The organism is Pistricoccus aurantiacus (assembly GCF_007954585.1).
Classification (GTDB): Bacteria; Pseudomonadota; Gammaproteobacteria; order Pseudomonadales; family Halomonadaceae; genus Pistricoccus; species Pistricoccus aurantiacus.
Map to the genome: position 1 here is coordinate 993,461 of NZ_CP042382.1, position 21,855 is coordinate 1,015,315.

Sequence of the window (21,855 nt, forward strand, 5' to 3'; positions counted from 1 at the left end):
CCCCGCGCTGCCCCTCGAGCCGATAGGCACGGGATCCAAGCCTGAAGCCGCGTCTTCCGTTACAATGACGGCAAATTTCTCGCAAGGATGAAATCGCGATGCAACTCGACAACGATCGTTTCCTGCGCGCCTTGGCCCGCCAGCCGGTGGACCGCACGCCGGTATGGATGATGCGCCAGGCCGGGCGCTATCTGCCGGAATATCGCCGCGTGCGCGGCGAGGCGGGCAGCTTCATGGATCTGTGCCGGGATACGGACCGTGCCTGCGAGGTCACCCTGCAGCCCCTGGAGCGCTATCCGCTGGACGCGGCAATCCTGTTCTCGGATATTTTGACCATTCCGGACGCCATGGGCCTGGGGCTTTATTTCGAGACCGGTGAGGGACCCAAATTCAGAAAGCCGGTGAGAAGCGCCAAGGAGGTCAACGCCCTCAAGGCGCCGGACGCGGTAAGGGATCTCGACTATGTGATGAACGCGGTCACCACCATTCGACGCGAGCTCAACGGCCGAATGCCCTTGATCGGATTCTCCGGTAGCCCCTGGACCCTGGCCACCTACATGGTAGAAGGCGCCTCCAGCAAGGACTTCCGTCACGTCAAGACGATGCTCTACGACACCCCGGACGTCATGCATCATTTGCTCGATGTGCTGGCCCAGGCGGTGACGGACTACCTCAACGCCCAGATTCGCGCCGGGGCCCAGGCGGTGCAGATCTTCGACACCTGGGGCGGTGCGCTCTCCACCCCGGCCTATCTCGAATTCTCCCTGCGCTATATGGAGCAGATCGTCGCCGGGTTGATCCGTGAACGTGAGGGTCGCAAGGTGCCGGTGATCCTGTTCACCAAGAACGGCGGGCAGTGGCTCGAGCACATGGCCTCGGTAGGCGCGGACGCGCTCGGGCTTGATTGGAGCACGGAGCTCTCCGACGCCCGAAGCCGGGTCGGCCATCGGGTCGCCCTGCAGGGCAACCTGGACCCCAACGTGCTGTTCGCCAAGCCCTCGGCGATTCGCGCGGAGGTGGCGCGGGTGCTGGACAGCTACGGCGAGGGCACCGGGCATGTCTTCAATCTGGGCCATGGCATCAGCCAGTTTACCGACCCGGATCATGTCACTGCCTTCATGGACGCCCTGCATGAATTGAGTCCCGCCTACCATCGGCGTCTCGATCTCGCACCGGAGTGATTCATGGCAAGGCGTTACCGACGCGGATTCGCGCTGCTGGCCCTGCTGGCGGCTCTGTTCATCGCCTGGGGCAGCCTGACGCCGAGTGACGAGCTGCCAAGTAACCTGCCTTGGGACAAGCTCAATCATTTCATCGGTTACGGCGGGCTCGCCGGTCTCCTGGGGCTGGCGAGCTGGCGGCTCGCGTCGACTCTGGCGCTGTCCATCGGCTACGGTATCCTGATGGAGTACGCTCAGATCCTGGTACCCGGCCGTTTCGGCGGCGACTGGGCGGATATTCTCGCCAATAGCCTTGGAGCGCTGGTGGCAGTATCGGCATTGGCGATGCTGCGCTACTGGTTGCACCGGCACCGGAATATTGCCGACCTCTCATGATCCATCCTTATTCAATACGAGATTTTTCCATGTCATCGACTCTGGACGAGCATTGGTTTACGGAAACATTCGCCGACGAAGGCAGCGCCTTCTCCCTGGAAATCACGGACAAGCTGTTGGACGTGACGAGTCCCTATCAGCACTTGGAGGTCTATGCCACGCGAACCTACGGCAACCTGATGGTGCTGGACGGCTGTGTGATGCTGACGGAGCGGGACAACTTCCTCTATCACGAGATGATCGCCCATCCTGCGCTGTTCACCCACCGAGACCCCAGGCGGGTAGTGATCATCGGCGGCGGCGACTGCGGCACCCTGCGAGAGGTGCTCAGGCATCCCGGGGTGGAGCAGGTCACCCAGATCGATATCGACGAGGAAGTCACCAAGGCGGCGGAGCGATGTTTTCCGGCGCTGACCGAATCCAATGACGACCCTCGGGCGGAGCTCCGGTTCGCCGATGGCGTGAAATGGGTGGAGGAAGCGCCGGAGGCCAGCATCGACGTGCTGATCATCGACTCCACGGATCCGGTGGGGCCGGCGGAAGGGCTGTTCAAGGTGGATTTCCTAGCCCGCTGCCAGCGCATCCTCAAGGACGGCGGCGTGCTGGTGCAGCAGAGCGAATCGCCGCTCTACCACAGCGGCAGCATCATTCGCGAACTGCGCCGGGACATGCTTGAAGCAGGCTTCGACAGCGTGGCCACCCTGCCCTTTCCCCAGCCGGTCTATCCCTCCGGCTGGTGGAGCGTCACCCTCGCGGGCAAGGGCAGCAACGTGAGCGATTTCCGCGAAACCGATGCGGACGATCTCACCGGCCTCGAGTACTACAGCGCGGCCATCCATCGCGGCGCCCTGAGCCTGCCGCCGTTCATGCAGCGCTTGCTCGACTCGTAAAACGCTCACTTGGCTAACGTTTCGTCCGTGGCTGACTCTTCCATGGTGGTTTCTTCAGTGGCTTTGGCGAGCCGGGTGTCCTCGATCCATCCCTGCTCGCGGTAGTAGCGCAAGGCGCCTTCATGAAGAGGGGCGGTAAGCCCTTCCTGCACCATGCCTTGCGGTGTCAGCAGGCCTAATGCCGGGTGAGAGGCCTTGAAGCGTGGAAAATAGTCGAAGACCCCGGCCACCAGTCGATAGATCAACTCGGGATCGGCATCTTCGGAAGCCACCAGGGTTGCTTTGACACCGAAGGTACGTACCGCCGGCTGATCCACGCCGTAAAGGCCACCGGCAATCCAGGCGTGGGTGAAGTAAGGATTCTGTTCGATCAGGCGGTCGATGGCATTGCCGCGGAGATCGACCATGGCTGCGTCGCAGAGCCGGATAGCCTGGGCCACCGAGGCATTGGGGTGGCCCACGGCATAGACCATGGCATCAATATTGCCGTGGCAAAGTTCTATCGACTGCTGATTCGCCGGCAGTTCGTTGACCAGTGTGAAATCATCCTTGGACCAACCGCGGGTTTTCATCAGCTGCAGCATGGTGCTGCGCTGACCGGATCCCGGATTGCCGATATTCACGGCGTGGTGCACGAGATCCTCGAAATCGCGAATACCCGCATCGCGGCGCACCACTAGGGTGAAGGGTTCGCTGTGCAGGGAGAACACGGCTCTTAGCTTGTCGTCCGGGCCGATGCCCGCAAAGGATTCGCTCCCTTTTACCGCATGGTACTGGAGATCGGATTGTGCCAGGGCCACCAACAGCTCGCCCTGACGAATCGCCTCCAGGTTGGCGCTCGACCCCGCGCTTGGTTGAGTCGTGCAAGGAAAATCCACGATCCGACAGATGGCGCGCCCGGCGACGTGATAGACCCCGACGGGGTTTGCGGTGCCGATGACGAGGGGAGTGTCGGCGAAAGCCGGTCGAGATGTGAAGGCTAGCGGAACCAAAAGACAGGCGATAAGGAGTCGGATGGCAATATGCATGACTCACCTCGGGGCGCGTGAGTCGGCCAGGCACAATACCAGTATCCTTACTCTCGCTATCTGGTCGACAGGGTTGTCACTGAATGGCGTTTCTTGAGTGTTGCTTCGCTTCCGTTCGCGACGCCTCATTTAGGTATAGCACGCTTTGGTAAGACCGTAGGGCGCCATACCACTTAATATTACGAGGCTGAAACCGCATCACTGATTAGAAAGTTGACCCTTGAGACCTGGCTTGCCAATCTCCATAAGGAATGATGATGGTAAGCGTACTGGAAACGAGAGTCATAAAAGGAGTTGGTATGACGACCTACATTGTAGTGGCGGATGCGGCCCGGGCACGGATTTTCCTGCGTGACAATGCTTCGATGACGGAGAAGGAAAACCTGGCCCATGCGGAAGGGCGACTGCACGAAGGCGATCTGGTCACGGACAGCCGCGGCGACGTGCACGAGTCCACCTCGACCACGTCCCGGGGCGCCGGCGGCGAGAACGTGGCCTCCGAGCACGAGGACGAGATGTTTGCCAAGCAGGTGGCGGATCGGCTCTACGACGCCCGAGTCAAGAACGATCTCGAGCAGCTGATTCTGGTGGCGCCACCGAAATTCCTCGGTCTGCTGAAGGACAACCTGGACAAGCCCACCCAGAAGCTCGTCATTCATACCCTGTCGAAGGACCTTTCCAAGGCCAGCCTTGACGAAATCAAGGACGCGATCAGCGATCTGAAATAGGCGGCGCTTTTCTCAAGGTACCGGTCACCGTCGACGGTGAGTTTCTTGGTGTAGCCGGTGCCGATCTAAGTACGGACTTCATTCAGCAGAGCCTGATCGAAGCCAATGGCGCTCTCTGTAAAGGTACCGGCAGGATGGCACTCACCGGCCTGAGTGGTAAGTGGATGAGCGACAGCGGCCCGGGCACTTGCCGGGCCGCTGGTCTTTGAAGAAGCGGGCTCTCCGTCAGAATGCCAGGCATGCTCAGCGGTCGTGAAGCTGGGGGTAATCGATACAGGCTCAAGCTTCGTGCGCTCATGACGATAGTTAATACAAGGCTGCCTCTTCAATGCGGCGGTATCAGATCATCCCTTGTTAGTACTATCGCCCGAGATATCTATCCATGCATTTCAAATCTCTACGTTCGTTCGTCGTAGTGCTCGTCGGTGCCTGTATTCTGACGGTCGTTGCGGCATTAGTCCTCTATTCGGTCATCTCGACCTCGCGTTCCCAGGCAGCGGTGGAAGCCCAGACCCGAGAGCTAATCGAAAGCAGTACCAAAGAGCGCCTGATGGTGCTGGCATCGGCCCAGGCCGAAGCCATTCAAGGCCGCATGGAGCATGCCATGACGCTGGGACGCAACCTGGCGGCCACCAACGCCCTGATGGGCAAGCGCGACGCAAATGGCGAGCCGTTGTTGCAACTCAGCCGCGAGGAACTTTCCAACCTGGTGCGCGATACCGTCATCGAAAATCCTGAGCTATTGGACGCCTTCATCGGCTGGGCGCCCAATGCTTTCGGCAACGACTCGGACTTTCTTAGTAAAACCGAAGAAGGTTTCGATGAAAATGGTCGTTTCATGCCTTGGTGGTATCGCGACGCCAACGGCGAGATGCAGGTCTTTCCATTGGGCAGTGACCTGGAGAACGAAGAACTCGATTCCCTAGGATTCCGTAAAGGGGAGTATTACCTCTGTGTAAAGGAGAACAAGCGCGCTTGCATCACCGATCCACATTTCTACGATTACAACGGTGAGACGAAGATGCTCACCTCTTTCAATGCGCCGATCATGGTCGAGGGCGAGTTTCGCGGCATCGCCGGGGTCGATCTATCCTTGGATTTCATCCAGGGGTTGCTCCGCGAGGCCAACCAGTCCTTGTATCAAGGAGCCGGGGAGATGCGGCTGATCTCATCCCACGGCGTAATCGGTGCCGACACCGCCAATGCAAGCAATCTGAGCACCCTAGCTAAGGAAGCGGTGTCCGAAGAGGCACTGACGAGCTTCGCTAGAGCCCAAGGCAGTGGTGCACTTTATGAGTTCAACGAGACCGATAGCCAGTTCGAGCTCCATTGGCCTTTCAAGGTGGGCGACAATCCCAAGCCTTGGGTACTGTCCATCCGCCTTCCCGAGAGCGCTGTCCTGGCGGGACTGAACGACTTGCAAGCCGGAATGGAAAGGCAACGCACCGCCGACATTCTGGGTATGAGCCTGATGGGGCTATTGATTGCCGGGCTGGGGTTGGTAGCCAGTTGGTTCGTGGGCTCCAGCATCGCCCGCCCGTTGCGTCAATTAGCCGGGCGCATGCACGACATTGCTCCGGCGACGGCGATTTGGCTCAGCGTCTGCCGGTGAAGGGGCGCAACGAGACCGCGGAGCTGGCCACCCAGTTCAATGCCTTCGCCGACAAGATCAACGACGTGCTGCTGGACGTGCGTGAGAGCAGCGAATACGTGCGAGTCGCGGCATCCGAAATCGCCATGGGCGGCCAGGATCTATCGGGGCGCACTGAAACCGCCGCTTCCAACATTCAAGAAACCTCGGCGTCCATGGAGCAGTTGACCAGCACCGTGGAGCACACCGCCCAGTCCTCGCGCCAGGCCAATCAGCTCGCCGAGTCAGCTTCGGACGTGGCGAGTCGCGGCGGCGAGGCGGTCAGCCGGGTCGTGCAGACCATGGACGAGATCGAAACCTCCTCGAAGCAGATCGCCGAGATCGTCACGGTGATGGACAGCATCGCCTTCCAGACCAACCTGCTGGCCCTCAACGCCTCGGTGGAAGCCGCCCGAGCCGGCGAACAGGGGCGCGGCTTCGCGGTAGTGGCCGGTGAGGTGCGTCAGCTGGCCAGCCGCAGCGCCGATGCCGCCCGGCAGATCAAGCAACTGATCGACACCTCGTCGGACAAGACCCGGGCCGGAGCGGAGCTGGTGCGCAACGCCGGGGCGACCATGGACGAGATCGTCGCCAGCGTGGCGCGAGTCACCGACGTGCTGGGCGAGATCAGTGCCGCCACCAACGAGCAGAGCCAGGGCATCGGTCAGGTCAACGAGGCCGTCGCCGAACTCGACCGCATGACCCAGCAGAACGCCGCCATGGTCGAGGAATCCACCAACGCCGCCGCGCACTTGCAGGAGCAATCTCAGCGTCTGGCTCAGATCGTGGGAGGTTTTACCCTGGCAGCGCGGCGTGACGAGGCGCCGCAGCCCCTGTCGTCGATATTGCCAATAACCAAGCAAAAGCGGCAACAAGGCTTGGAGGCGCTAGCTTGAATCCAGGATAAGGAATGGTTCGCACAATTCGCGCGGATGACTCCTGTTCACAGTACCGAAGGCAGCTCGATTTCGTCGCTGCGGGTGATGCCTTCGGTCATCTGCTGGCAGAGTCGCAGGAATTCGCGCATGCCGGTGGAGAGGTACTTGTGGCGATGCCAGACGAAGGCGAACTGGCGGCGCAGATCCAGTTCCGGCGTCTCCAGGGGCACCAGGCTGCCGCGCCGGAAAGCGTCTCGCAGTGCCAGCCGGGAAATGCAGCCGATGCCCAGCCCGGATTCCACCGCCCGTTTGATGCCTTCGGTATGCTCCAGTTCCAGCAGGATGTTGAAACGTCCGCGCCGGTGTCGCGTCGCCTGTTCCAGGGTCGAGCGGGTGCCGGACCCCTGCTCCCGCATGATCCAGCTTTCCCTCAGCAGATGTTCCATGTCCGGCGGGAGCCGGCTGGCCAACGGATGCCCCGGCGCGCAGCACACTACCAGCTCGTCCTCCACCCAGGGCTGCAGCACCACGTCCGGGTGCTGGCAGTCTCCTTCGATCAGCCCCAGATCCAGTTCGTGATGCAGGATATGCTCGATCACTGCCTGAGTGTTGCGCACCCTCAGGCGAATGCGGCTGTTGGGGTGGCGCTTGAGAAAATCGCTGACCAGCAGCGTCGCCAGGTAGTTGCCGATGGTCAGGGTAGCGCCCACGTCCAGGGAGCCGATGCCCTGCTGGCCGCGCAGCAACTCCTCGATTTCCTCCGCACGGTCCAGCAGCGCCACCGCCTTGGGCAGCAGTTGAAACCCCAGGGCGTTCAGCTTCAGGCGCTTGCCGATGCGATCCAGCAGCTGGCAGTCGAAATGACGCTCCAGTTCCGCCAGGGCGGTGCTGGTGGCGGGCTGGGAAAGCGCTAGTGCCCGGGCCGCACGGGACACGCTTTCATGCTGGGCAACGGCAACAAAGACTTCGAGTTGACGCAGGGTGTAGCGCATCGCGATATTCCAGGAAAGCCATCGATATTCATAGTATGGATAAGGTTTATCCAGATTATCCATTTAACAGATATTCCCGGATGTTTTATAATTTATTAATTATTTAAATAATTTTTATATTTCTTTTTGGAATAAGGAGCCGGCGGTGAGCAAATTTGCCTTGGAGGACGTGCTGAGCGTGCATCATTGGAATGACACGCTGTTCAGCTTTCGCACCACCCGGGAGCGCAGCCTGCGCTTCAAGAACGGTCAGTTCGTGATGATCGGCCTGGAAGTCGCAGGCAAGCCCTTGATGCGAGCCTATTCCATTGCCAGCCCCAACTACGAGGACCACTTGGAGTTCTTCAGCATCAAGGTTCAGGACGGTCCCCTGACTTCGCGCCTTCAGCACCTGAAAGTCGGCGATCATATCATGGTCAGCCGCAAGCCCACGGGCACCCTGGTGGTGGACGACCTGCTGCCGGGTCGCAATCTTTACATGCTTGCCACCGGTACCGGCCTGGCGCCTTTCATGAGCCTGATCCAGGATCCGGAAGTCTACGAGCGCTTCGAGAAGGTGGTACTGGTGCACGGGGTGCGCAACGTCAATGAACTGGCCTACGCGGACTTCATCACCAAGGAGTTGCCGAACCACGAGTATCTTGGTGAAGAGATCGCCGCCAAGCTCGTCTACTATCCCACGGTGACTCGCGAAACATTCCATACCATGGGCCGCCTGACGGATCATATCCGCACCGGCAAGCTGTTCGGCGATGCGGATTTGCCGATCATCGACCCCAAGCAGGATCGCGCGATGATCTGCGGCAGTCCCAATATGCTCGACGACACCAGCCTCCTGCTCGACGAGCTGGGCTTCAGTATCTCTCCGCGCCAAGGCGAGCCCGGCGGCTACGTGATCGAGCGCGCTTTCGTCGAGAAATAAGGGGCAAGGCCGAAGCGCGCAACTGAACGCTGTAAGAACAGCCCCAAGCGCACGGCTTGGGGTCAGCCTGTTCTTCTAAATTGCATCCTTGCCGGTCTCGCCGGTGCGGATGCGAATCACCTGATCCAGGGTCGAGACGAAGATCTTGCCATCGCCGATCTTGCCGGTATTCGCGACCTGGGTGATGGCGTCGATGACCTGTTCGCTCATGTCGTCGTCCACCACGACCTCCAGCTTCACCTTGGGCAGGAAATCCACCACGTATTCCGCGCCACGATACAGTTCTGTATGGCCTTTCTGGCGTCCGAAACCCTTCACCTCGGTCACGGTGATGCCCTGTACGCCGATTTCGGAAAGTGATTCCCGCACGTCGTCGAGCTTGAAGGGCTTGATGATGGCCGTCACCAGTTTCATGAGTCGTTCCTCGTTGCTGTAAGTGGATCGCATCAATGAGTTGCATATAAGCGCAGCATACACCGCTCGCCGCATCGACTCACTTCCCGATGGTGAATTCCGGGTAGGCTTCCAGGCCGCATTCGCTCAGATCGACCCCCTCGTATTCCTCCGCCTCGCTCACACGAATCCCAACGCTGCGCCTGAGCAGCCACCACAGGCCGAGACTCGCCAGAAAGCTCCAGGCGAAAAGCGTGACGGTGCCGATCAGCTGAATGCCGATAGAGGCCTCCGCGTTGCCAAGCGGCACCGCCAGAATGCCCCAGATACCGGCGACCCCATGCACCGAAATGGCCCCTACCGGGTCGTCCAGCCGGAATTTGTCTAGCATCACGATAGCCACGGTAGTCAGTGCTCCGCCCAGGGCACCGATCCCCAGCGTGCCCAGAGCCGAAGGCGAGAGCGGATCTGCGGTGATCGCCACCAGCCCCGCCAGGGCGCCGTTGAGGATCATCGACAGATCCGCCTTGCGAAACCAGGCCTTGGCCAGCATGAGGGCAGCCAGCAGGCCGGCCCCGGCGGCTGCATTGGTGTTCACCAGCACCTGGGCGATATGGTTGGCGGAAGTGGCATCGGAGAGCTTGAGCTCCGAGCCGCCGTTGAAGCCGAACCAGCCCATCCACAGGATAAAGGTGCCCAGGGTCGCCAAGGGCATGTTGGCGCCGGGAATCGGCTGAATGGCGCCATTGCGGCCGTACTTGCCCCGCCTTGGCCCCAGCAGGATCACCCCGGCCAGCGCCGCGGAGGCACCCACCAGGTGCACGATGCCGGAACCGGCGTAATCCACATAGCCGAGATCGCTCAACCAGCCGCCGCCCCAGGTCCAGTAGCCGGAAACCGGATAGATCACGGCGGTCATCACTACCGCGAAGGCCATGAAGCTCCATAATTTCATGCGCTCCGCCACCGCGCCGGAAACGATGGACATGGCGGTGGCGACGAACACTACCTGGAAGAAGAAATCCGCCCGCTGGGCATAGACCGGCGCGTCGCTGCCGCCCAGTTCCTCGAGCGAATATTCCTGACCGATCAGCACGCCGAGGTTCGGCAGCAGCCCACCGGGATCGCCGGAATACATCAGGGCGTAGCCCACCAGCAGATACATCGTGCAGGCAATGGCGAACAAGGCGATGTTCTTGGTCAGGATCTCCGCGGTATTCTTGGCCCGTACAAGACCCGCTTCGAGCATGGCGAAGCCCGCCGCCATCCACATCACCAGTACCGCGCAGATCAGAATGTAAAAGGTATCGAGCGCGTAGCTCAGTTGCGAGAGTTCCGTCATTCCTGGGTATCCCTTTAGCGCAGATGGTAGGCGAGTCGAAACCCGTTCAAAAGAGCTAAAGCGAGAACCGTGCCACTTTCAGGAAACGCTTTATATGGCAATGGCTTGTTTTTTTATTCCAAGGTTCCGGTAAGCGTGAAACGCTGAGGGCACGGGCCTTCTGCACCAATTCGGCGCGTTGGTGCTTGAGGCTGCGTTGATCGGAAGCATGCGTTGAGGACCGTCCTTGCGTATCCTGACAAGTGTCAATTCGATGAAGGAGTATTGAGCAATGTCGACTCAGGATCGTATCAGCCGACTGGCCCAGCAGCTTGGCGAGCGTTTGCAAGGGGCGTCCCACGCTCCCGAAGAGTTCCAGCGAGGGGTGCAGCAGGTCGTGCGGGGCGCCTTCGATCGGCTGGAACTGGTTTCCCGGGAGGACTTCGACATTCTGATGGATGTGCTGCAGCGCACCCGCAGCCGGGTCGAGGCGCTGGAAAAGCAAGTTGCCGCCTTGGAGAGCGCTTTGGACAAGCGGGAGGGTCACTCCCACAAGCCTGCTATCGCTACATCGGGGAACAGCATAGGAAACGCCACACCCCAGGATAAAAGTCGGATGGGATCCAAGGAAGATGCCGCCTCCTCCAAGGCCAAGCGCGCCATGGCGGAGGAAGAAACTACTGATGCCAAACAAGGAACCGCCGATAACAAGACATCCGATACAGCAAAATCTAAACGTCCCGACGCCTGATTTATCGGTTCGTCATCGATAATCACAGCTTGACGATCAAGAGCCACAACAAGGAACACGCATGACACTGGCTATCATCAAAAGCCGGGCAAGCTTGGGACTGGAAACGCCGGACGTGCTGGTCGAAGGGTATCTGACCAAGGGCCTACCGGGGATGACCCTGGTGGGCCGGCGAATGTGACGATTGCGTGGTTCGATAGGTGGATTGCCTTTTGTCCCGATCGGCACACTAAAGTTTTATCCCCGCCTGCCGATCAATCAAGGGTGGCGCGGCTTTGTAACCTAACGCTAGCCACGTAAGTTATCGACCGTCATGGATGAGGATAGTCATGTATTTTTGGAAAAACTTATGGATAACGTTTTTTCTGATCGTGGCTACACTCCCCGTGCAGGCGGCGGAGCCACCGGAACTCCTGTTCCTCAATTGGGCCGACTACATGGATCCAGAGATTCTCGAGGAATTCAAGCAGCGAACCGGCATCACGGTGAAACAAATCTATTTTGATTCCGATGGCTCTCGAGATGAGCTTTTGCTTGAGACCGAGGGCAAGGGTTTCGATCTGGCACTCGTCAATGGAGCGTCGATTCGCATCCTGGCCGGGCGGGGATGGCTGGCGTCCATCAGCGAGACGGACATCCCGAACCTGAAGCATGTCGATCCGCGCTGGCGTACCGAGCATGAGGGTGCTGAAACGTATGGCGTGCCCTATTTTTGGGGCACTCTGGGTATCGCTTACCGCCAGGATCTCATTCCCTTTGCTGTTTTAAGCTGGATGGATCTTTTGCAGCCACCAGAGGGGTTGAATGGCAGGGTGGGCATGATCAGCGATAGCAGGGACATGATCGGCGTGGCGCTGAAGGCACTCGGCTATTCCCTCAACAGCACGGACAAGCAGGAATTAAAAGCGGCCGAGGCATTGCTTCAAGAGCAGGCGTCTGCCGTCAAGACCTACCAGTATATTTCCTTGGATGAAAACTCCGCCCTAGTGAACGGTCAGGTCGCCATGAGCATGATGTACAACGGTGATGCAAGGATGGTGCAGGAATACGACGAAAACATTGCCTTTGTACTCCCGCAAGAGGGCGGCAATATTTGGGTCGACTACTTGACCGTGCTTAGCGCATCGACCGACAAGGTCTCCGCCAAACGGTTTATCGATTTCCTCAATGAGCCGGAGATCGCGGCACGACTTGCCCAGTACGTCTATTACGCCACCCCCAACCGAGCGGCGGAGAAACTTTTGCCGGCAGACTTCAAGAACGATCCGGTCATCTATCCGAGTGGCAAGGCGTTGGAAAAGTCGAAGCCTTACCGGCGACTACCGCCCCGGATACAAAAATACCGCGCCGCGATATTCTCGCGTATCGTTTACTGATAGCCAGGTTGGCCTCATGCGCCTGCATGCCAAAGTTCTGTTAGTCGTCATACCCTTGTCAGTGATTCCTCTACTGCTCCTGGGGTGGCTCGCCTATGAGCAACTTCGCTCGACCGGGGTCGAGCGGTCTTCAGATCAGATGACGACCTTGATGGACCAATTGGCCCAGAATTTCCACGTGCGCACGGAGGTGGCCGAGGCCAACGTCAAGCTGTTCGCCGATGCCTCCTTGATGCGCTCCTACGCGCTCACCGAGGATGAGGAAGCGCGTTATGCATTGATGCTTCCTTCCCTGTTGAAGCTATTCGCCAGCTACCTGCGTGCCTATCCGGATTACTACGAAATCCGTTTCCTGCTACCCGATGGGTTCGAAGACGTTCGCGCCACCCTGACGCCGATTCCCAATGCCACGGTCGAGGAAGGGGATACCTTTTTTTTCAAGGCGCTTAGCCGGTCCGAGGACGAGACACTGAGCCGAGTGTTCACCAACCCGGACAACGGCGAGATCGCGCTTCAGGCCGCGAGACCCCTTTATCTGATCGACATTGCCAATGATGACCCCCTCGGCACCGGGCCAAGGCTTCGTGGTTACCTGGTCATCACCATGAAGTTGGATTCCATCGCCGAACAGATCGCGGAAAACCACATTGGCAAGCGCGGCCATATTCTCGTGACGGACAAGAAGGGAAAAATCCTCTTCCACCATGACCCGTCTCAGGTAGGCGAGACGCTTCCCGCCACGCTGATGAAGACGGCCTGGAACACAAGCACGGAGAAGCAGCCTCATCGGGCTAGCTATCAAGGAGAGCCGGCCTTGTTGGCCAGCCAAGCATTGCACAAGAACCTGCTGCTGATGGGTGTTTTGCCCGCATCGGAACTGCTCGAGGAAAGCTGGCGTCTGGGAAAAACCGTTGCCTGGATCATCCTCGGGACCGTAACGCTATGAACTGGACCCCGAAATTTGGACAGGTGCCTAAGCTCTGATTCATCATCTCCCTCAGGAGGAGAATCATGAGCAAGAAACGCCAACAGTACAGCGCTTCATTCAAGTCCAAGGTTGCCCTGGCCGCTCTCAAGGGTGACCAGACCACTTCCGAGATCGCCGCCCGTTTCCAGATCCATCCGACCATGGTCAGCACCTGGAAACGCGAGCTGCTGGAAAATGCCCCTGACCTCTTCGAAGGCAAGAAGAAGGCTGGCAAGCCGTCCAACGAGCCCAACACCGATGAACTCTATCGCGAGATCGGCCGGTTGACGGTGGAACGCGATTTTTTATCGCGCAAGCTCGATCAGTAAGTCGTCGACGCCGGTTGGCGATGATCGAGCGCGACCACCCTGATATCAGCATGACGCGCCAATGTGAATTGCTCAAATTGAGCCGCTCATCGGTGTACTACCGTCCTCGGCAACAGCGTCAGAAGGATTTGAATCTCATGTATCTACTTGATCAGCAACATCTGGAAACGCCGTATTACGGGTCTCGCAAAATGCGGGCGTTCCTGCAGCGCCAGGGCTATCAGGTAAACCGCAAGCGAGTCCAGCGACTGATGCGCACCATGGGCCTGCAGGCGGTATACCCGCGTCCGAGAACCAGCATTCCCGGCGAGGGGCACAAGGTTTATCCCTACCTGCTCAAAGGGCGCCGGATCGACCGGCCCAACCAGGTGTGGGCCGCCGATATCACGTATGCGCCGCTGGCCCGGGGCTTCATGTACCTGGTGGCCATCATGGACTGGCACACTCGCAAGGTGCTGTCCTGGCGCGTCTCGAACACCCTGGACGCTGACTTCTGCGTTGGTGCTCTGGAGGAGGCCCTGCAACGTCATGGAACGCCGGAAATCTTCAACACGGATCAGGGTGTCCAGTTCACCAGTGAAGCCTTCACCGATGTTCTCAAGCATCATGGCATCCGGATCAGCATGGACGGCAAGGGCTGCTACCATGACAATATCTTCGTGGAACGCCTCTGGCGCAGTGTCAAACATGAGTGCATCTACCTCACCGCCTTCGAGGATGGGCGACACTTGAGACAGGCGCTTAACCGGTACTTCCGGCACTACAATCAGGAGCGGTTCCATCAGAGCCATGATTATCAAACACCCGACGAGGTGTATTACCAGCCATCCGTGACCCTGGCAGCTTGAGCCGGGTAAACAAAGAGGTCAGAGCTTAGTAACACCTTCAAGCTGTCCAGCTGATGGGGTCCACCTCACTAATCATCATCGCCTTGTTTTTCGCCATGCATGTCTTGATGATCCGTCCCCTGCAGCATTTGATGCAGGCGGTTCAAGAAATTGGCCAGGGCAACTTGACGCCGGATATCGCGTTTTCTTCCAAAGACGAACTCGGACAAATGGCGCTGAGCTTCCAAAACATGGGACGTAAGCTGAAAAAATCCCAATGGAAGGTCAAGCGTCTGGCTTACCACGACAGCCTGACGGGGCTGCCCAATCGGCTACTGTTCCGTGAGTACCTGCAGCACATGATCGCGCTCGCCCGTCGTGGGAACAACAAGATGGCGGTGCTATTTCTCGATCTGGACAACTTCAAACGGATCAACGATACGCTTGGCCATCAGGTGGGTGATCAGCTACTCAAGAAAATGGCGGCGCGTCTTATTTCGATACTTCGGGCGGAAGACTTCATCCACCGTGAGACCTATCGGAACACCTCGGAAGTGCTTGCCCGCCTGGGCGGCGATGAGTTTGTCATTCTGTTACCCAAGATCGACGATTCCCAGGATGCGGCCAAGGTCGCCTCACGCATCCTCGACGCCATGAGAAAGTCGTTCCATGTCGACGGTCAGGAACTGTATGTCGGTAGCAGTATCGGTATTTCCCTGTTTCCCGAAGACGCTACCGAGGAGAACGACCTGATAAAGCGCGCCGATGCCGCCATGTACCAGGCAAAGGAGCAGGGGCGTAACAACTTCCAGTTCTATTCCGCTTCCTACAATCTTGCGACGTTCGAGCATCTTTCGTTGGAAGGCCGGCTGCGGCGTGCCTTGGCTAACGACGAATTCGAACTCCATTACCAGCCCCAGGTACGAGCCGAGACGGGCGAGATAGTGGGGCTCGAGGCTCTACTGCGCTGGAATGATCCGGTAGAGGGGCTTATTTCCCCGGACCAGTTCATTCCTATCGCCGAGAATAGTGGTTTGATCGTGCCGATTGGTGAATGGGTCCTGCGCCAGGCCTGTCGTCAAATAAGTGCCTGGCAGGCCGCGGGGCTGTCTCGAGTCAGTGTGTCGGTCAATGTCTCCGCCATTCAACTTCAGCGCCAGGAATGCGCGACAAAAGTCGATCAAGTATTAAACGAAACCGGGCTTGATCCCAGGTATCTGGAGCTCGAAATCACCGAAACCGCCCTGATGAAGGTCAAGCCGGAGGTGATCGACCAGCTAGGCGCGATGCAACGAAAGGGTGTGATCATCTCGTTGGACGACTTCGGTACCGGCTATTCATCCTTGAGTCTTCTGCAGGAATTACCCATAGGAAAACTCAAGATCGATAAAAGCTTCGTGCGCGATATGCTCACCGACCCGAAGGATGCAGCCATCGTATCGGCCATTCTACTGATTGCTAAAAGTCTGGGGTTGAAATCCGCCGCCGAAGGAGTCGAGACCCTGGAACAGGCAACCTGGCTCGCGGAAAAAGGCTGTGACAAGTTACAGGGTTACTTGATAAGCCGGCCGTTGCCGGCAGCGGAGATGGCCAAGCTCTTGAAGAGCGGTGTCATTACCGAGCCTCTCAAGCCCATATTGGAAATATTTTGATATTCGCATGTTGGCAATCCGAATGGGGCGGTTGTATCAGCATGTCTAATTCCGGCACGCTGTGTATCGACAACTACAATAAGGAACATTCATGACGCTGGCCATCATCAAGAGCCGGGCAAGCCTGGGGCTGGAGGCGCCGGAGGTGCTGGTCGAGGTGCATCTGGCCAATGGCCTGCCGGGGCTGACCCTGGTGGGCCTGCCGGAAACCGCGGTCAAGGAAAGCCGCGAGCGGGTGCGCAGCGCCCTGGTCAATGCCGGGCTGGAATTTCCGACGACCCGGCGCATTACCTTGAATCTGGCCCCGGCGGATCTGCCCAAGGAAGGCGGGCGTTTCGACCTGCCCATCGCCCTGGGCATTCTGGTCGCTTCCGGTCAGATTCCCCCGGAGCGTCTGGAAGGGCTCGAGTGTCTCGGCGAACTAGCGCTGGACGGCAAGCTGCGCCAGGTACCCGGGGTGCTTCCGGTGGCCCTGGCGGCCAAGCGCACCGGGCGCGGCCTGATCCTGCCCCGGGCCAACGCGGATGAGGCGGCGCTAGCCGGGGATCTCACCGTGCTGCCGGCGGATCATCTGCTGGAAGTGGTGGCGCATCTGCTCAACGAGACGTCGATCCCCCCGCACCGCCTGGAACGTCCGCCCATCAGCCTGCCCACCACCATGGATCTGCTCGAGGTGCGCGGCCAGCATCAGGCCCGGCGCGCCCTGGAGGTCGCCGCGAGCGGCGGCCACAATCTGCTTTTCGCAGGCCCGCCCGGCACCGGCAAGACCATGCTCGCCAGTCGTCTGCCGGGCATTCTGCCGACCCTCACCGAGGACGAGGCCCTGGAAGTGGCGGCGATACGTTCCGTGTGCGGGCTGCCGCTACAGGAGCAGTGGGGTCAGCGGCCCTTTCGTGCGCCGCATCATACCGCCAGCGCCGCCGCGCTAGTAGGTGGTGGCTCGAAACCTCGCCCCGGGGAGATTTCCCTGGCGCACCAAGGGGTGCTGTTTCTGGACGAACTGCCGGAATTCAGCCGCAGCGTGCTGGAAGTGATGCGCGAGCCCATGGAGTCCGGGCAGATTCATATCGCTCGGGCCAGCCATCAGCGCAGCTACCCGGCGCGTTTCCAGCTGGTCGCGGCGATGAACCCTTGCCCCTGCGGCCATCTGGGAGATCCTCGCCAGCCTTGCCACTGCACCGCCAGCCAGATTCAGCGCTATCAGGGCCGGCTTTCCGGGCCGCTGTTGGATCGTATCGATCTACAGATTGAGGTGCCGGCCCTGCCCCCGGAGCAGTTGACATCGAGAGCGGCGGGGGAAAGCTCCGCGGACGTTCGCGCTCGGGTTGTCGCCGCTCGGGAGCGCCAGTACGCCCGAGGCGCCCTCAACGCCCATCTGCCCGGTCGCGAACTGGAAGCCGCCTGCGCCCTGGAAAGCCAGGACCGGGCCTGGCTTGCCCAGGTACTCGAACGCCTCAATCTCTCCGCCCGCGCCTATCATCGGGTATTAAGGGTCGCTCTGACCCTGGCGGACCTGGCAGGTGAGTCTCGTCCCGGCCGCGCGCAGTTGATGGAAGCCATCGGCTATCGCCAGTTGGACCGGCTGCTCAAGCGGCAGTAACCCCTTGTCGGATAAGAAGAGAAAGGATGCGTCAGCTCACCTCATCAGGATCACCCTTAGAACCTGATATCGGTTTTTCCCGCGCGGTGCGTATCGGCAACATGCTGGCCGTATCCGGTACGGCGCCAATCGCGGAAGACGGAACCGTCGCGTCACCCGGCGCTGTCTGGAGATAGCGACACAGGCGATTCTTGACGCCGACTTCAGGCTGCAGGACGTCATTCGGACAAGAGTCATGCTGACCGATATCTCCCGATGGTAGGAGGCGGCGCGTGCCCATGGTGAATGCTTCGGCGACATCAAGCCCGCCTGTACCTTCGTGGAAGTCGTCAGGTTTATCGACAGCGAATGGCTGGTGGAAATCGAGATGGACTGTGTCGCTGACAATAACGTCTGATGGTGGAAGGGCTCGGCGAATCCTTGCGGTCGAAAAGCGGCTGGCGGGATGGCTCGATCATGGTCCTGACGTTGATCTGTTAGCCTTTTATTGTCGAAGCGCGCCATTGCCCTGCGGGATATTACCCTGGTCGAAGGCGGGGCTTCCCTCGACGCCTTGCTGGCGCTTATCGCCAAGCTCGAAGATGATTACCGGGCGGCGTCCACGAGCATGCAGGCGATGGCCATCTTCAAGCTGGACGATGATGCTCCATCCGCATCGAACATGGACACAGCTCCTGATACCAAGCCGGTCAGCTTCGAGTCCATCATCAAGGGAGTTTCTGATGCCAAGCCGGCGACTCAGGAATATGACTGGCAAAGCTTTTGAAGGCGGCCTGCTTGTAAGAAAGTGGTTTGTTCCTAGAAGCCATCGGCCGCCAGTTGGACCGGCTGCTCAGGCGGCGTTAAATCAATGGTCATGCCGCTGCCTGTAGCAGTCTGTCGGCCATTCGAAGGACTTCTTCGCGGGTCTCGTTTCTGCGCCAGAGAAGCTGGAGGGGGATAGTCAGTCGAGCTTCGATATCGGCAATGAATGGCCGATAGACAACGCCGAGCCGACTCGCCGCACGCAGGGAAGCCGGAAAGAAGGCGATGCCTTTTCCGGCGGCGATATTTGCCAGCAGCTCGACATGCTCGCCGGGTTCCGGCCTGCGCGGTGGCTCGTAGGCGAAATCCGCAAAGACGCGCTCGCAGTTGTCGTAGAAGGCCGGGTTGTCGTTGCGCGGGAACCAGAACAGCACCATGCCTCCCAGATCCGCGAAGGACACACGCTCCTTGCGGGTCGCGTCATGTGCTTCGGATAGCGCCACCATCAGCGGCTCGCGCGCGACTTGTCGTATCTCGAGCTCCTCGCCCTGGCGCGGAATATCCCCGACGATGGCAAGATCGATCTCACCACTTCGCAACCGCTCGAGCAGGCGCTTCGAGTAGGCATGTTCGATGCGGATTTGTGCGGGCGGCGTAATGTCATTCAGAACGCGGTGAATTCCCCGTACGAGGCTGAAATCGATCACGCTGGTCAGGCCCAGGCGAACGTCCGCGTCTTCGCCAATCCTTTCGTTGCGCATCGTTTCGAGCGCCGCATCGAGTCTGGAAAGTATCGCCTGTGCCTCCTGAGCAAAGGCTTCCCCGGCGGAAGTCAGGCTAACGTAATGGGTATCCCGTTCAAGCAGCTTGATCCTTAGCAGATCTTCCAGGTTCCTTATTTGTCTCGAAAGAGGTGGCTGAGACATGTTCAAGAGATCTGCCGCGCGGCGAAAATTCAGTTCCTGGGCTACGGCGACGAAACATTGCAGCTGTCTGGTGGTAGGCATTCGCCCTGAGAAAACCGCCATCGGCGCTCCTTTCACAAGCTCGATTCGTGATGCAGTCAGGGTATTACAGAATAGGTCATTCTCCGCGAATCCCTGTTCGGCCAACCTTGCACTAGTGATCATCGACCTGATGGCAAGGAGTGACGTATGGCCAAATATTCAGAAACGGTTGCCTTGGAGGACAAGACCGCCAAAGGAAAACGCATCATGGATCTTCTCGAGCCCGGGACCGGCGAGCGAGTCACCGGCCGGCTCGCAGAACTGGACGCGGACCTGCCCCGGCTGATCACGGATTATGCCTTCGCGGATGTGGTGGGCCGGCCAGGCCTGGATATCAGGACACGCGAGATGCTCACGGTCGCCGCCCTCACCGCCATGGGAACCGCCCAGGGACAGCTGGAATTTCATATGCGCGGTGCCCTGAACGTAGGTGTCAGCAGGGAGGAACTGCTCGAGGTCGTGATCCAGATGGCGGTCTATGCGGGTATCCCCGCCTGCATGAACGGGATAACCGCCTATCGCGCGGCGCTGTCTGCCCGAGGTGGCCCTGGTCAGTAAGATACAAACCCGCTCTCTTCGAAATTCACTACAAGCCGTCCCTTGTCATGTCGGTTCATGACTACCATCCTGATAGCTCGAGCCATCCACCAAGGGAGTGAACGATGCAGACGCTGAAGATTGCCAATACGGATATCACCGCTTCACGCATCGGCTTGGGAACCTGGGCCATGGGGGGCTGGATGTGGGGCGGTACCGATGACGATCAGGCGGTGCGTACCATTCATGCCGCTCTCGATCAGGGGGTGACGCTGATCGATACCGCGCCGGTCTATGGCTTCGGCCACGCGGAGGAAGTGGTGGGACGCGCCGTGACGGAATCCGGAAAGCGCGACGCGCTGGTACTGGCCACCAAGGTGGCGATGGAGTGGGACGCCCAGGAAAACGTGATGCGCAACGCCAGCGCTTCGCGTATCAAGAAGGAGGTGGAGGATTCCCTGCGTCGTCTGCAGACCGACATTATCGATCTCTACCAGGTGCACTGGCCGGATCCGCTGGTGCCCATGGAGGAAACCGCGCGAGCCATGGAGCGGCTCTATCGAGACGGCAAGATTCGCGCCATCGGCGTCAGCAACTTTTCGCCGGAGCAGTGCGACGCCTTTCGCGAGGTGGCGCCCCTGCACAGCGTGCAGCCGCCGCTGAACTTGTTCGAGCGCGGCGCGGAGCAGGACATCATTCCCTATGCCAAGCGTCACGACATGACCATGCTGACCTACGGGGCACTATGTCGTGGCCTGCTGACCGGCAAGATGCACGAGGACTCGACCTTCGAAGGGGACGACCTGCGCAACAGCGACCCCAAGTTCCAGTCGCCGCGCTTCGCCCAGTATCTCGCCGCTGTGGAGGCGCTGGATCAGTTCGCGCAGGAGCGTTATGGCAAACGGGTGCTGGAGCTGGCGGTGCGCTGGTTGCTGGATCGCCATGACAACGGCGTGGCGTTATGGGGTGCGCGGCGGCCGGATCAGGTGGAGCCCGTGGCGGCCATCGACGACTGGCGACTGGAGAATGCGGATCTCGACGAGATCGAACGTATCGTCGATCAACACGTCACCGATTCGGTAGGGCCGGACTTCATGGCGCCGCCAAGCCGGGAGGACTGAGCCTTTCTCGACAGAGCGGCAAACAAGAAGCCCGACGTTAACGTCGGGCTTCTTGTAGGGAGGAGAAAGAACGAGGTCTATTTGCCGAACTTCTCGTTCTCGCCCAGATCCGGGGTCTTGTCCGTCATGTTGGCCTTGGCGATTTCGTAGAGCTGGAAGGTCTTGCTTTCCTTGGCCTTCCAGTGCTCGCCCTGACGAATCTTGATTTCCAGCAGGGCCACGTCCGGGTCGTCCTTGCCGTTGGGGAACCAGGCGCCGACGAAGGGGTTCCAGTACTTGTCGATCAATTCCCGGTCGTCGCTCAGGTTGGCGGTGCCGGAAAGCGACACGTAGATGCCGTCTTCCTGATCGGAAAAGCTCAGGCAGACGTGACTGTCCTGCTTGGCCTCGATGACCTTCTCCGCGCTGCGCCGAGTGTAGAACCACAGGGTTCCGTCATATTCGTCCTGGACCAGATGCATGGGCCGAGCCCTGAGCTGGTCGCCGTCTTCCGTGACCAGCATGCCGACCTTGATATGCTTGATCATCTTCCAGATTTTCTGCTTGTGCTCCGGGCTAGACATGAGATTCACACTCCTTGCGTCATTCATGAACGGGCATCGCAAT

19 protein-coding genes and 2 pseudogenes are annotated in these 21,855 nt (G+C 59.5%); 15 read left to right on the top strand and 6 right to left on the bottom strand.

Going from position 1 to position 21,855, the window contains the following annotated elements:
• The first annotated feature begins 98 nt into the window (after positions 1-98).
• Genes hemE through speE form a run of 3 tightly spaced genes read left to right on the top strand, consistent with a single transcriptional unit; the run spans position 99 to position 2,446 of the window.
• Entirely contained in the window at positions 99-1,181 is a 1,083-nt protein-coding gene (gene hemE, locus FGL86_RS04730) for a uroporphyrinogen decarboxylase (RefSeq protein WP_147183516.1), read from the top strand.
• Positions 1,182-1,184: 3 nt separating this feature from the next.
• Entirely contained in the window at positions 1,185-1,556 is a 372-nt protein-coding gene (locus tag FGL86_RS04735) for a VanZ family protein (RefSeq protein ID WP_147183517.1), read from the top strand.
• 29 nt (positions 1,557-1,585) lie between these two features.
• On the top strand, positions 1,586-2,446 hold the full coding sequence (gene speE, locus FGL86_RS04740) for a polyamine aminopropyltransferase (RefSeq protein ID WP_147183518.1): 861 nt from the start codon (positions 1,586-1,588) through the stop codon (positions 2,444-2,446).
• Between the two features lie 5 nt (positions 2,447-2,451).
• On the opposite strand, the gene FGL86_RS04745 is transcribed toward speE, so the two are convergent.
• Positions 2,452-3,474 carry a TAXI family TRAP transporter solute-binding subunit gene (locus FGL86_RS04745; RefSeq protein WP_147183519.1) on the bottom strand — a complete coding sequence of 341 codons (1,023 nt, stop codon included), beginning with the start codon at positions 3,472-3,474 and terminating at the stop codon, positions 2,452-2,454.
• Between the two features lie 299 nt (positions 3,475-3,773).
• Between FGL86_RS04745 and FGL86_RS04750 the strand changes: the two genes are divergently transcribed.
• Positions 3,774-4,202, top strand: a complete 429-nt coding sequence (locus FGL86_RS04750) for a host attachment protein (protein WP_147183520.1) — start codon at positions 3,774-3,776, stop codon at positions 4,200-4,202.
• Between the two features lie 382 nt (positions 4,203-4,584).
• A pseudogene (locus FGL86_RS17900) lies at positions 4,585-6,728 on the top strand (methyl-accepting chemotaxis protein).
• Positions 6,729-6,775: 47 nt separating this feature from the next.
• Here FGL86_RS17900 and FGL86_RS04765 read toward each other — a convergent pair.
• Positions 6,776-7,702 carry a LysR family transcriptional regulator gene (locus tag FGL86_RS04765; protein WP_147186087.1) on the bottom strand — a complete coding sequence of 309 codons (927 nt, stop codon included), beginning with the start codon at positions 7,700-7,702 and terminating at the stop codon, positions 6,776-6,778.
• Between the two features lie 145 nt (positions 7,703-7,847).
• Between FGL86_RS04765 and FGL86_RS04770 the strand changes: the two genes are divergently transcribed.
• Entirely contained in the window at positions 7,848-8,624 is a 777-nt protein-coding gene (locus tag FGL86_RS04770) for a ferredoxin--NADP reductase (protein WP_147183523.1), read from the top strand.
• Between the two features lie 75 nt (positions 8,625-8,699).
• On the opposite strand, the gene glnK is transcribed toward FGL86_RS04770, so the two are convergent.
• Positions 8,700-9,038, bottom strand: coding sequence for a P-II family nitrogen regulator (gene glnK, locus FGL86_RS04775; protein ID WP_147183524.1), 339 nt, complete (start codon positions 9,036-9,038; stop codon positions 8,700-8,702).
• A 79-nt stretch (positions 9,039-9,117) separates the two neighbouring features.
• On the bottom strand, positions 9,118-10,359 hold the full coding sequence (locus FGL86_RS04780) for an ammonium transporter (RefSeq protein ID WP_147183525.1): 1,242 nt from the start codon (positions 10,357-10,359) through the stop codon (positions 9,118-9,120).
• 271 nt (positions 10,360-10,630) lie between these two features.
• Here FGL86_RS04780 and FGL86_RS18070 point away from each other — a divergent pair.
• The 7 genes and pseudogenes from FGL86_RS18070 to FGL86_RS04825 form a co-directional block, all read left to right on the top strand.
• Positions 10,631-10,874 (top strand): annotated as a pseudogene (locus FGL86_RS18070) (accessory factor UbiK family protein); the annotation flags it as partial.
• Between the two features lie 544 nt (positions 10,875-11,418).
• A complete protein-coding gene (locus FGL86_RS04795) occupies positions 11,419-12,465 on the top strand; it encodes a polyamine ABC transporter substrate-binding protein (RefSeq protein ID WP_186764472.1) in 1,047 nt (348 codons plus the stop codon).
• A 151-nt stretch (positions 12,466-12,616) separates the two neighbouring features.
• Entirely contained in the window at positions 12,617-13,411 is a 795-nt protein-coding gene (locus tag FGL86_RS04800) for a cache domain-containing protein (protein WP_186764473.1), read from the top strand.
• A gap of 65 nt (positions 13,412-13,476) precedes the next feature.
• A protein-coding gene (locus FGL86_RS04805; protein ID WP_425468311.1) for an IS3 family transposase occupies positions 13,477-14,609 on the top strand; the annotation gives its coding sequence in 2 pieces (ribosomal slippage) (positions 13,477-13,732 and positions 13,732-14,609; 1,134 coding nt in all).
• A gap of 53 nt (positions 14,610-14,662) precedes the next feature.
• Entirely contained in the window at positions 14,663-16,240 is a 1,578-nt protein-coding gene (locus FGL86_RS04810) for a bifunctional diguanylate cyclase/phosphodiesterase (RefSeq protein ID WP_147183531.1), read from the top strand.
• A 91-nt stretch (positions 16,241-16,331) separates the two neighbouring features.
• Positions 16,332-17,840, top strand: coding sequence for a YifB family Mg chelatase-like AAA ATPase (locus FGL86_RS04815; protein WP_147183532.1), 1,509 nt, complete (start codon positions 16,332-16,334; stop codon positions 17,838-17,840).
• Between the two features lie 487 nt (positions 17,841-18,327).
• Positions 18,328-18,606: a hypothetical protein gene (locus tag FGL86_RS04825; RefSeq protein ID WP_147183533.1), complete on the top strand. Its 279-nt coding sequence runs from the start codon at positions 18,328-18,330 to the stop codon at positions 18,604-18,606.
• 88 nt (positions 18,607-18,694) lie between these two features.
• Here FGL86_RS04825 and FGL86_RS04830 read toward each other — a convergent pair whose 3' ends face one another.
• The gene (locus tag FGL86_RS04830) at positions 18,695-19,612 is read right to left on the bottom strand and encodes a LysR family transcriptional regulator (protein WP_186764474.1); all 918 of its coding nucleotides are present in this window, start codon (positions 19,610-19,612) and stop codon (positions 18,695-18,697) included.
• A 126-nt stretch (positions 19,613-19,738) separates the two neighbouring features.
• On the opposite strand from FGL86_RS04830, the gene FGL86_RS04835 reads away from it, so the two are divergent.
• Together FGL86_RS04835 and FGL86_RS04840 are read left to right on the top strand one after the other, a co-directional pair.
• Positions 19,739-20,149, top strand: coding sequence for a carboxymuconolactone decarboxylase family protein (locus tag FGL86_RS04835; protein WP_147183535.1), 411 nt, complete (start codon positions 19,739-19,741; stop codon positions 20,147-20,149).
• A 104-nt stretch (positions 20,150-20,253) separates the two neighbouring features.
• Entirely contained in the window at positions 20,254-21,249 is a 996-nt protein-coding gene (locus FGL86_RS04840) for an aldo/keto reductase (RefSeq protein ID WP_147183536.1), read from the top strand.
• Positions 21,250-21,326: 77 nt separating this feature from the next.
• Here the strand turns inward: FGL86_RS04840 and FGL86_RS04845 are convergent, their stop codons facing one another.
• Complete coding sequence (locus tag FGL86_RS04845) at positions 21,327-21,812, bottom strand: pyridoxamine 5'-phosphate oxidase family protein (RefSeq protein ID WP_147183537.1); 486 nt, start codon at positions 21,810-21,812, stop codon at positions 21,327-21,329.
• Positions 21,813-21,855: the final 43 nt, after the last annotated feature.

What these genes read in the sequence shown, in the direction of transcription:
- hemE (WP_147183516.1), top strand. Translation starts at nt 99, where the DNA reads ATGCAACTCGACAACGATCGTTTCCTGCGCGCCTTGGCCCGCCAGCCG.
- FGL86_RS04735 (WP_147183517.1), top strand. Translation starts at nt 1,185, where the DNA reads ATGGCAAGGCGTTACCGACGCGGATTCGCGCTGCTGGCCCTGCTGGCG.
- speE (WP_147183518.1), top strand. Translation starts at nt 1,586, where the DNA reads ATGTCATCGACTCTGGACGAGCATTGGTTTACGGAAACATTCGCCGAC.
- FGL86_RS04745 (WP_147183519.1), bottom strand. Translation starts at nt 3,474, where the DNA reads ATGCATATTGCCATCCGACTCCTTATCGCCTGTCTTTTGGTTCCGCTA.
- FGL86_RS04750 (WP_147183520.1), top strand. Translation starts at nt 3,774, where the DNA reads ATGACGACCTACATTGTAGTGGCGGATGCGGCCCGGGCACGGATTTTC.
- FGL86_RS04765 (WP_147186087.1), bottom strand. Translation starts at nt 7,702, where the DNA reads ATGCGCTACACCCTGCGTCAACTCGAAGTCTTTGTTGCCGTTGCCCAG.
- glnK (WP_147183524.1), bottom strand. Translation starts at nt 9,038, where the DNA reads ATGAAACTGGTGACGGCCATCATCAAGCCCTTCAAGCTCGACGACGTG.
- FGL86_RS04780 (WP_147183525.1), bottom strand. Translation starts at nt 10,359, where the DNA reads ATGACGGAACTCTCGCAACTGAGCTACGCGCTCGATACCTTTTACATT.
- FGL86_RS04795 (WP_186764472.1), top strand. Translation starts at nt 11,419, where the DNA reads ATGTATTTTTGGAAAAACTTATGGATAACGTTTTTTCTGATCGTGGCT.
- FGL86_RS04800 (WP_186764473.1), top strand. Translation starts at nt 12,617, where the DNA reads ATGGACCAATTGGCCCAGAATTTCCACGTGCGCACGGAGGTGGCCGAG.
- FGL86_RS04810 (WP_147183531.1), top strand. Translation starts at nt 14,663, where the DNA reads ATGGGGTCCACCTCACTAATCATCATCGCCTTGTTTTTCGCCATGCAT.
- FGL86_RS04815 (WP_147183532.1), top strand. Translation starts at nt 16,332, where the DNA reads ATGACGCTGGCCATCATCAAGAGCCGGGCAAGCCTGGGGCTGGAGGCG.
- FGL86_RS04830 (WP_186764474.1), bottom strand. Translation starts at nt 19,612, where the DNA reads ATGGCGGTTTTCTCAGGGCGAATGCCTACCACCAGACAGCTGCAATGT.
- FGL86_RS04835 (WP_147183535.1), top strand. Translation starts at nt 19,739, where the DNA reads ATGGCCAAATATTCAGAAACGGTTGCCTTGGAGGACAAGACCGCCAAA.
- FGL86_RS04840 (WP_147183536.1), top strand. Translation starts at nt 20,254, where the DNA reads ATGCAGACGCTGAAGATTGCCAATACGGATATCACCGCTTCACGCATC.
- FGL86_RS04845 (WP_147183537.1), bottom strand. Translation starts at nt 21,812, where the DNA reads ATGTCTAGCCCGGAGCACAAGCAGAAAATCTGGAAGATGATCAAGCAT.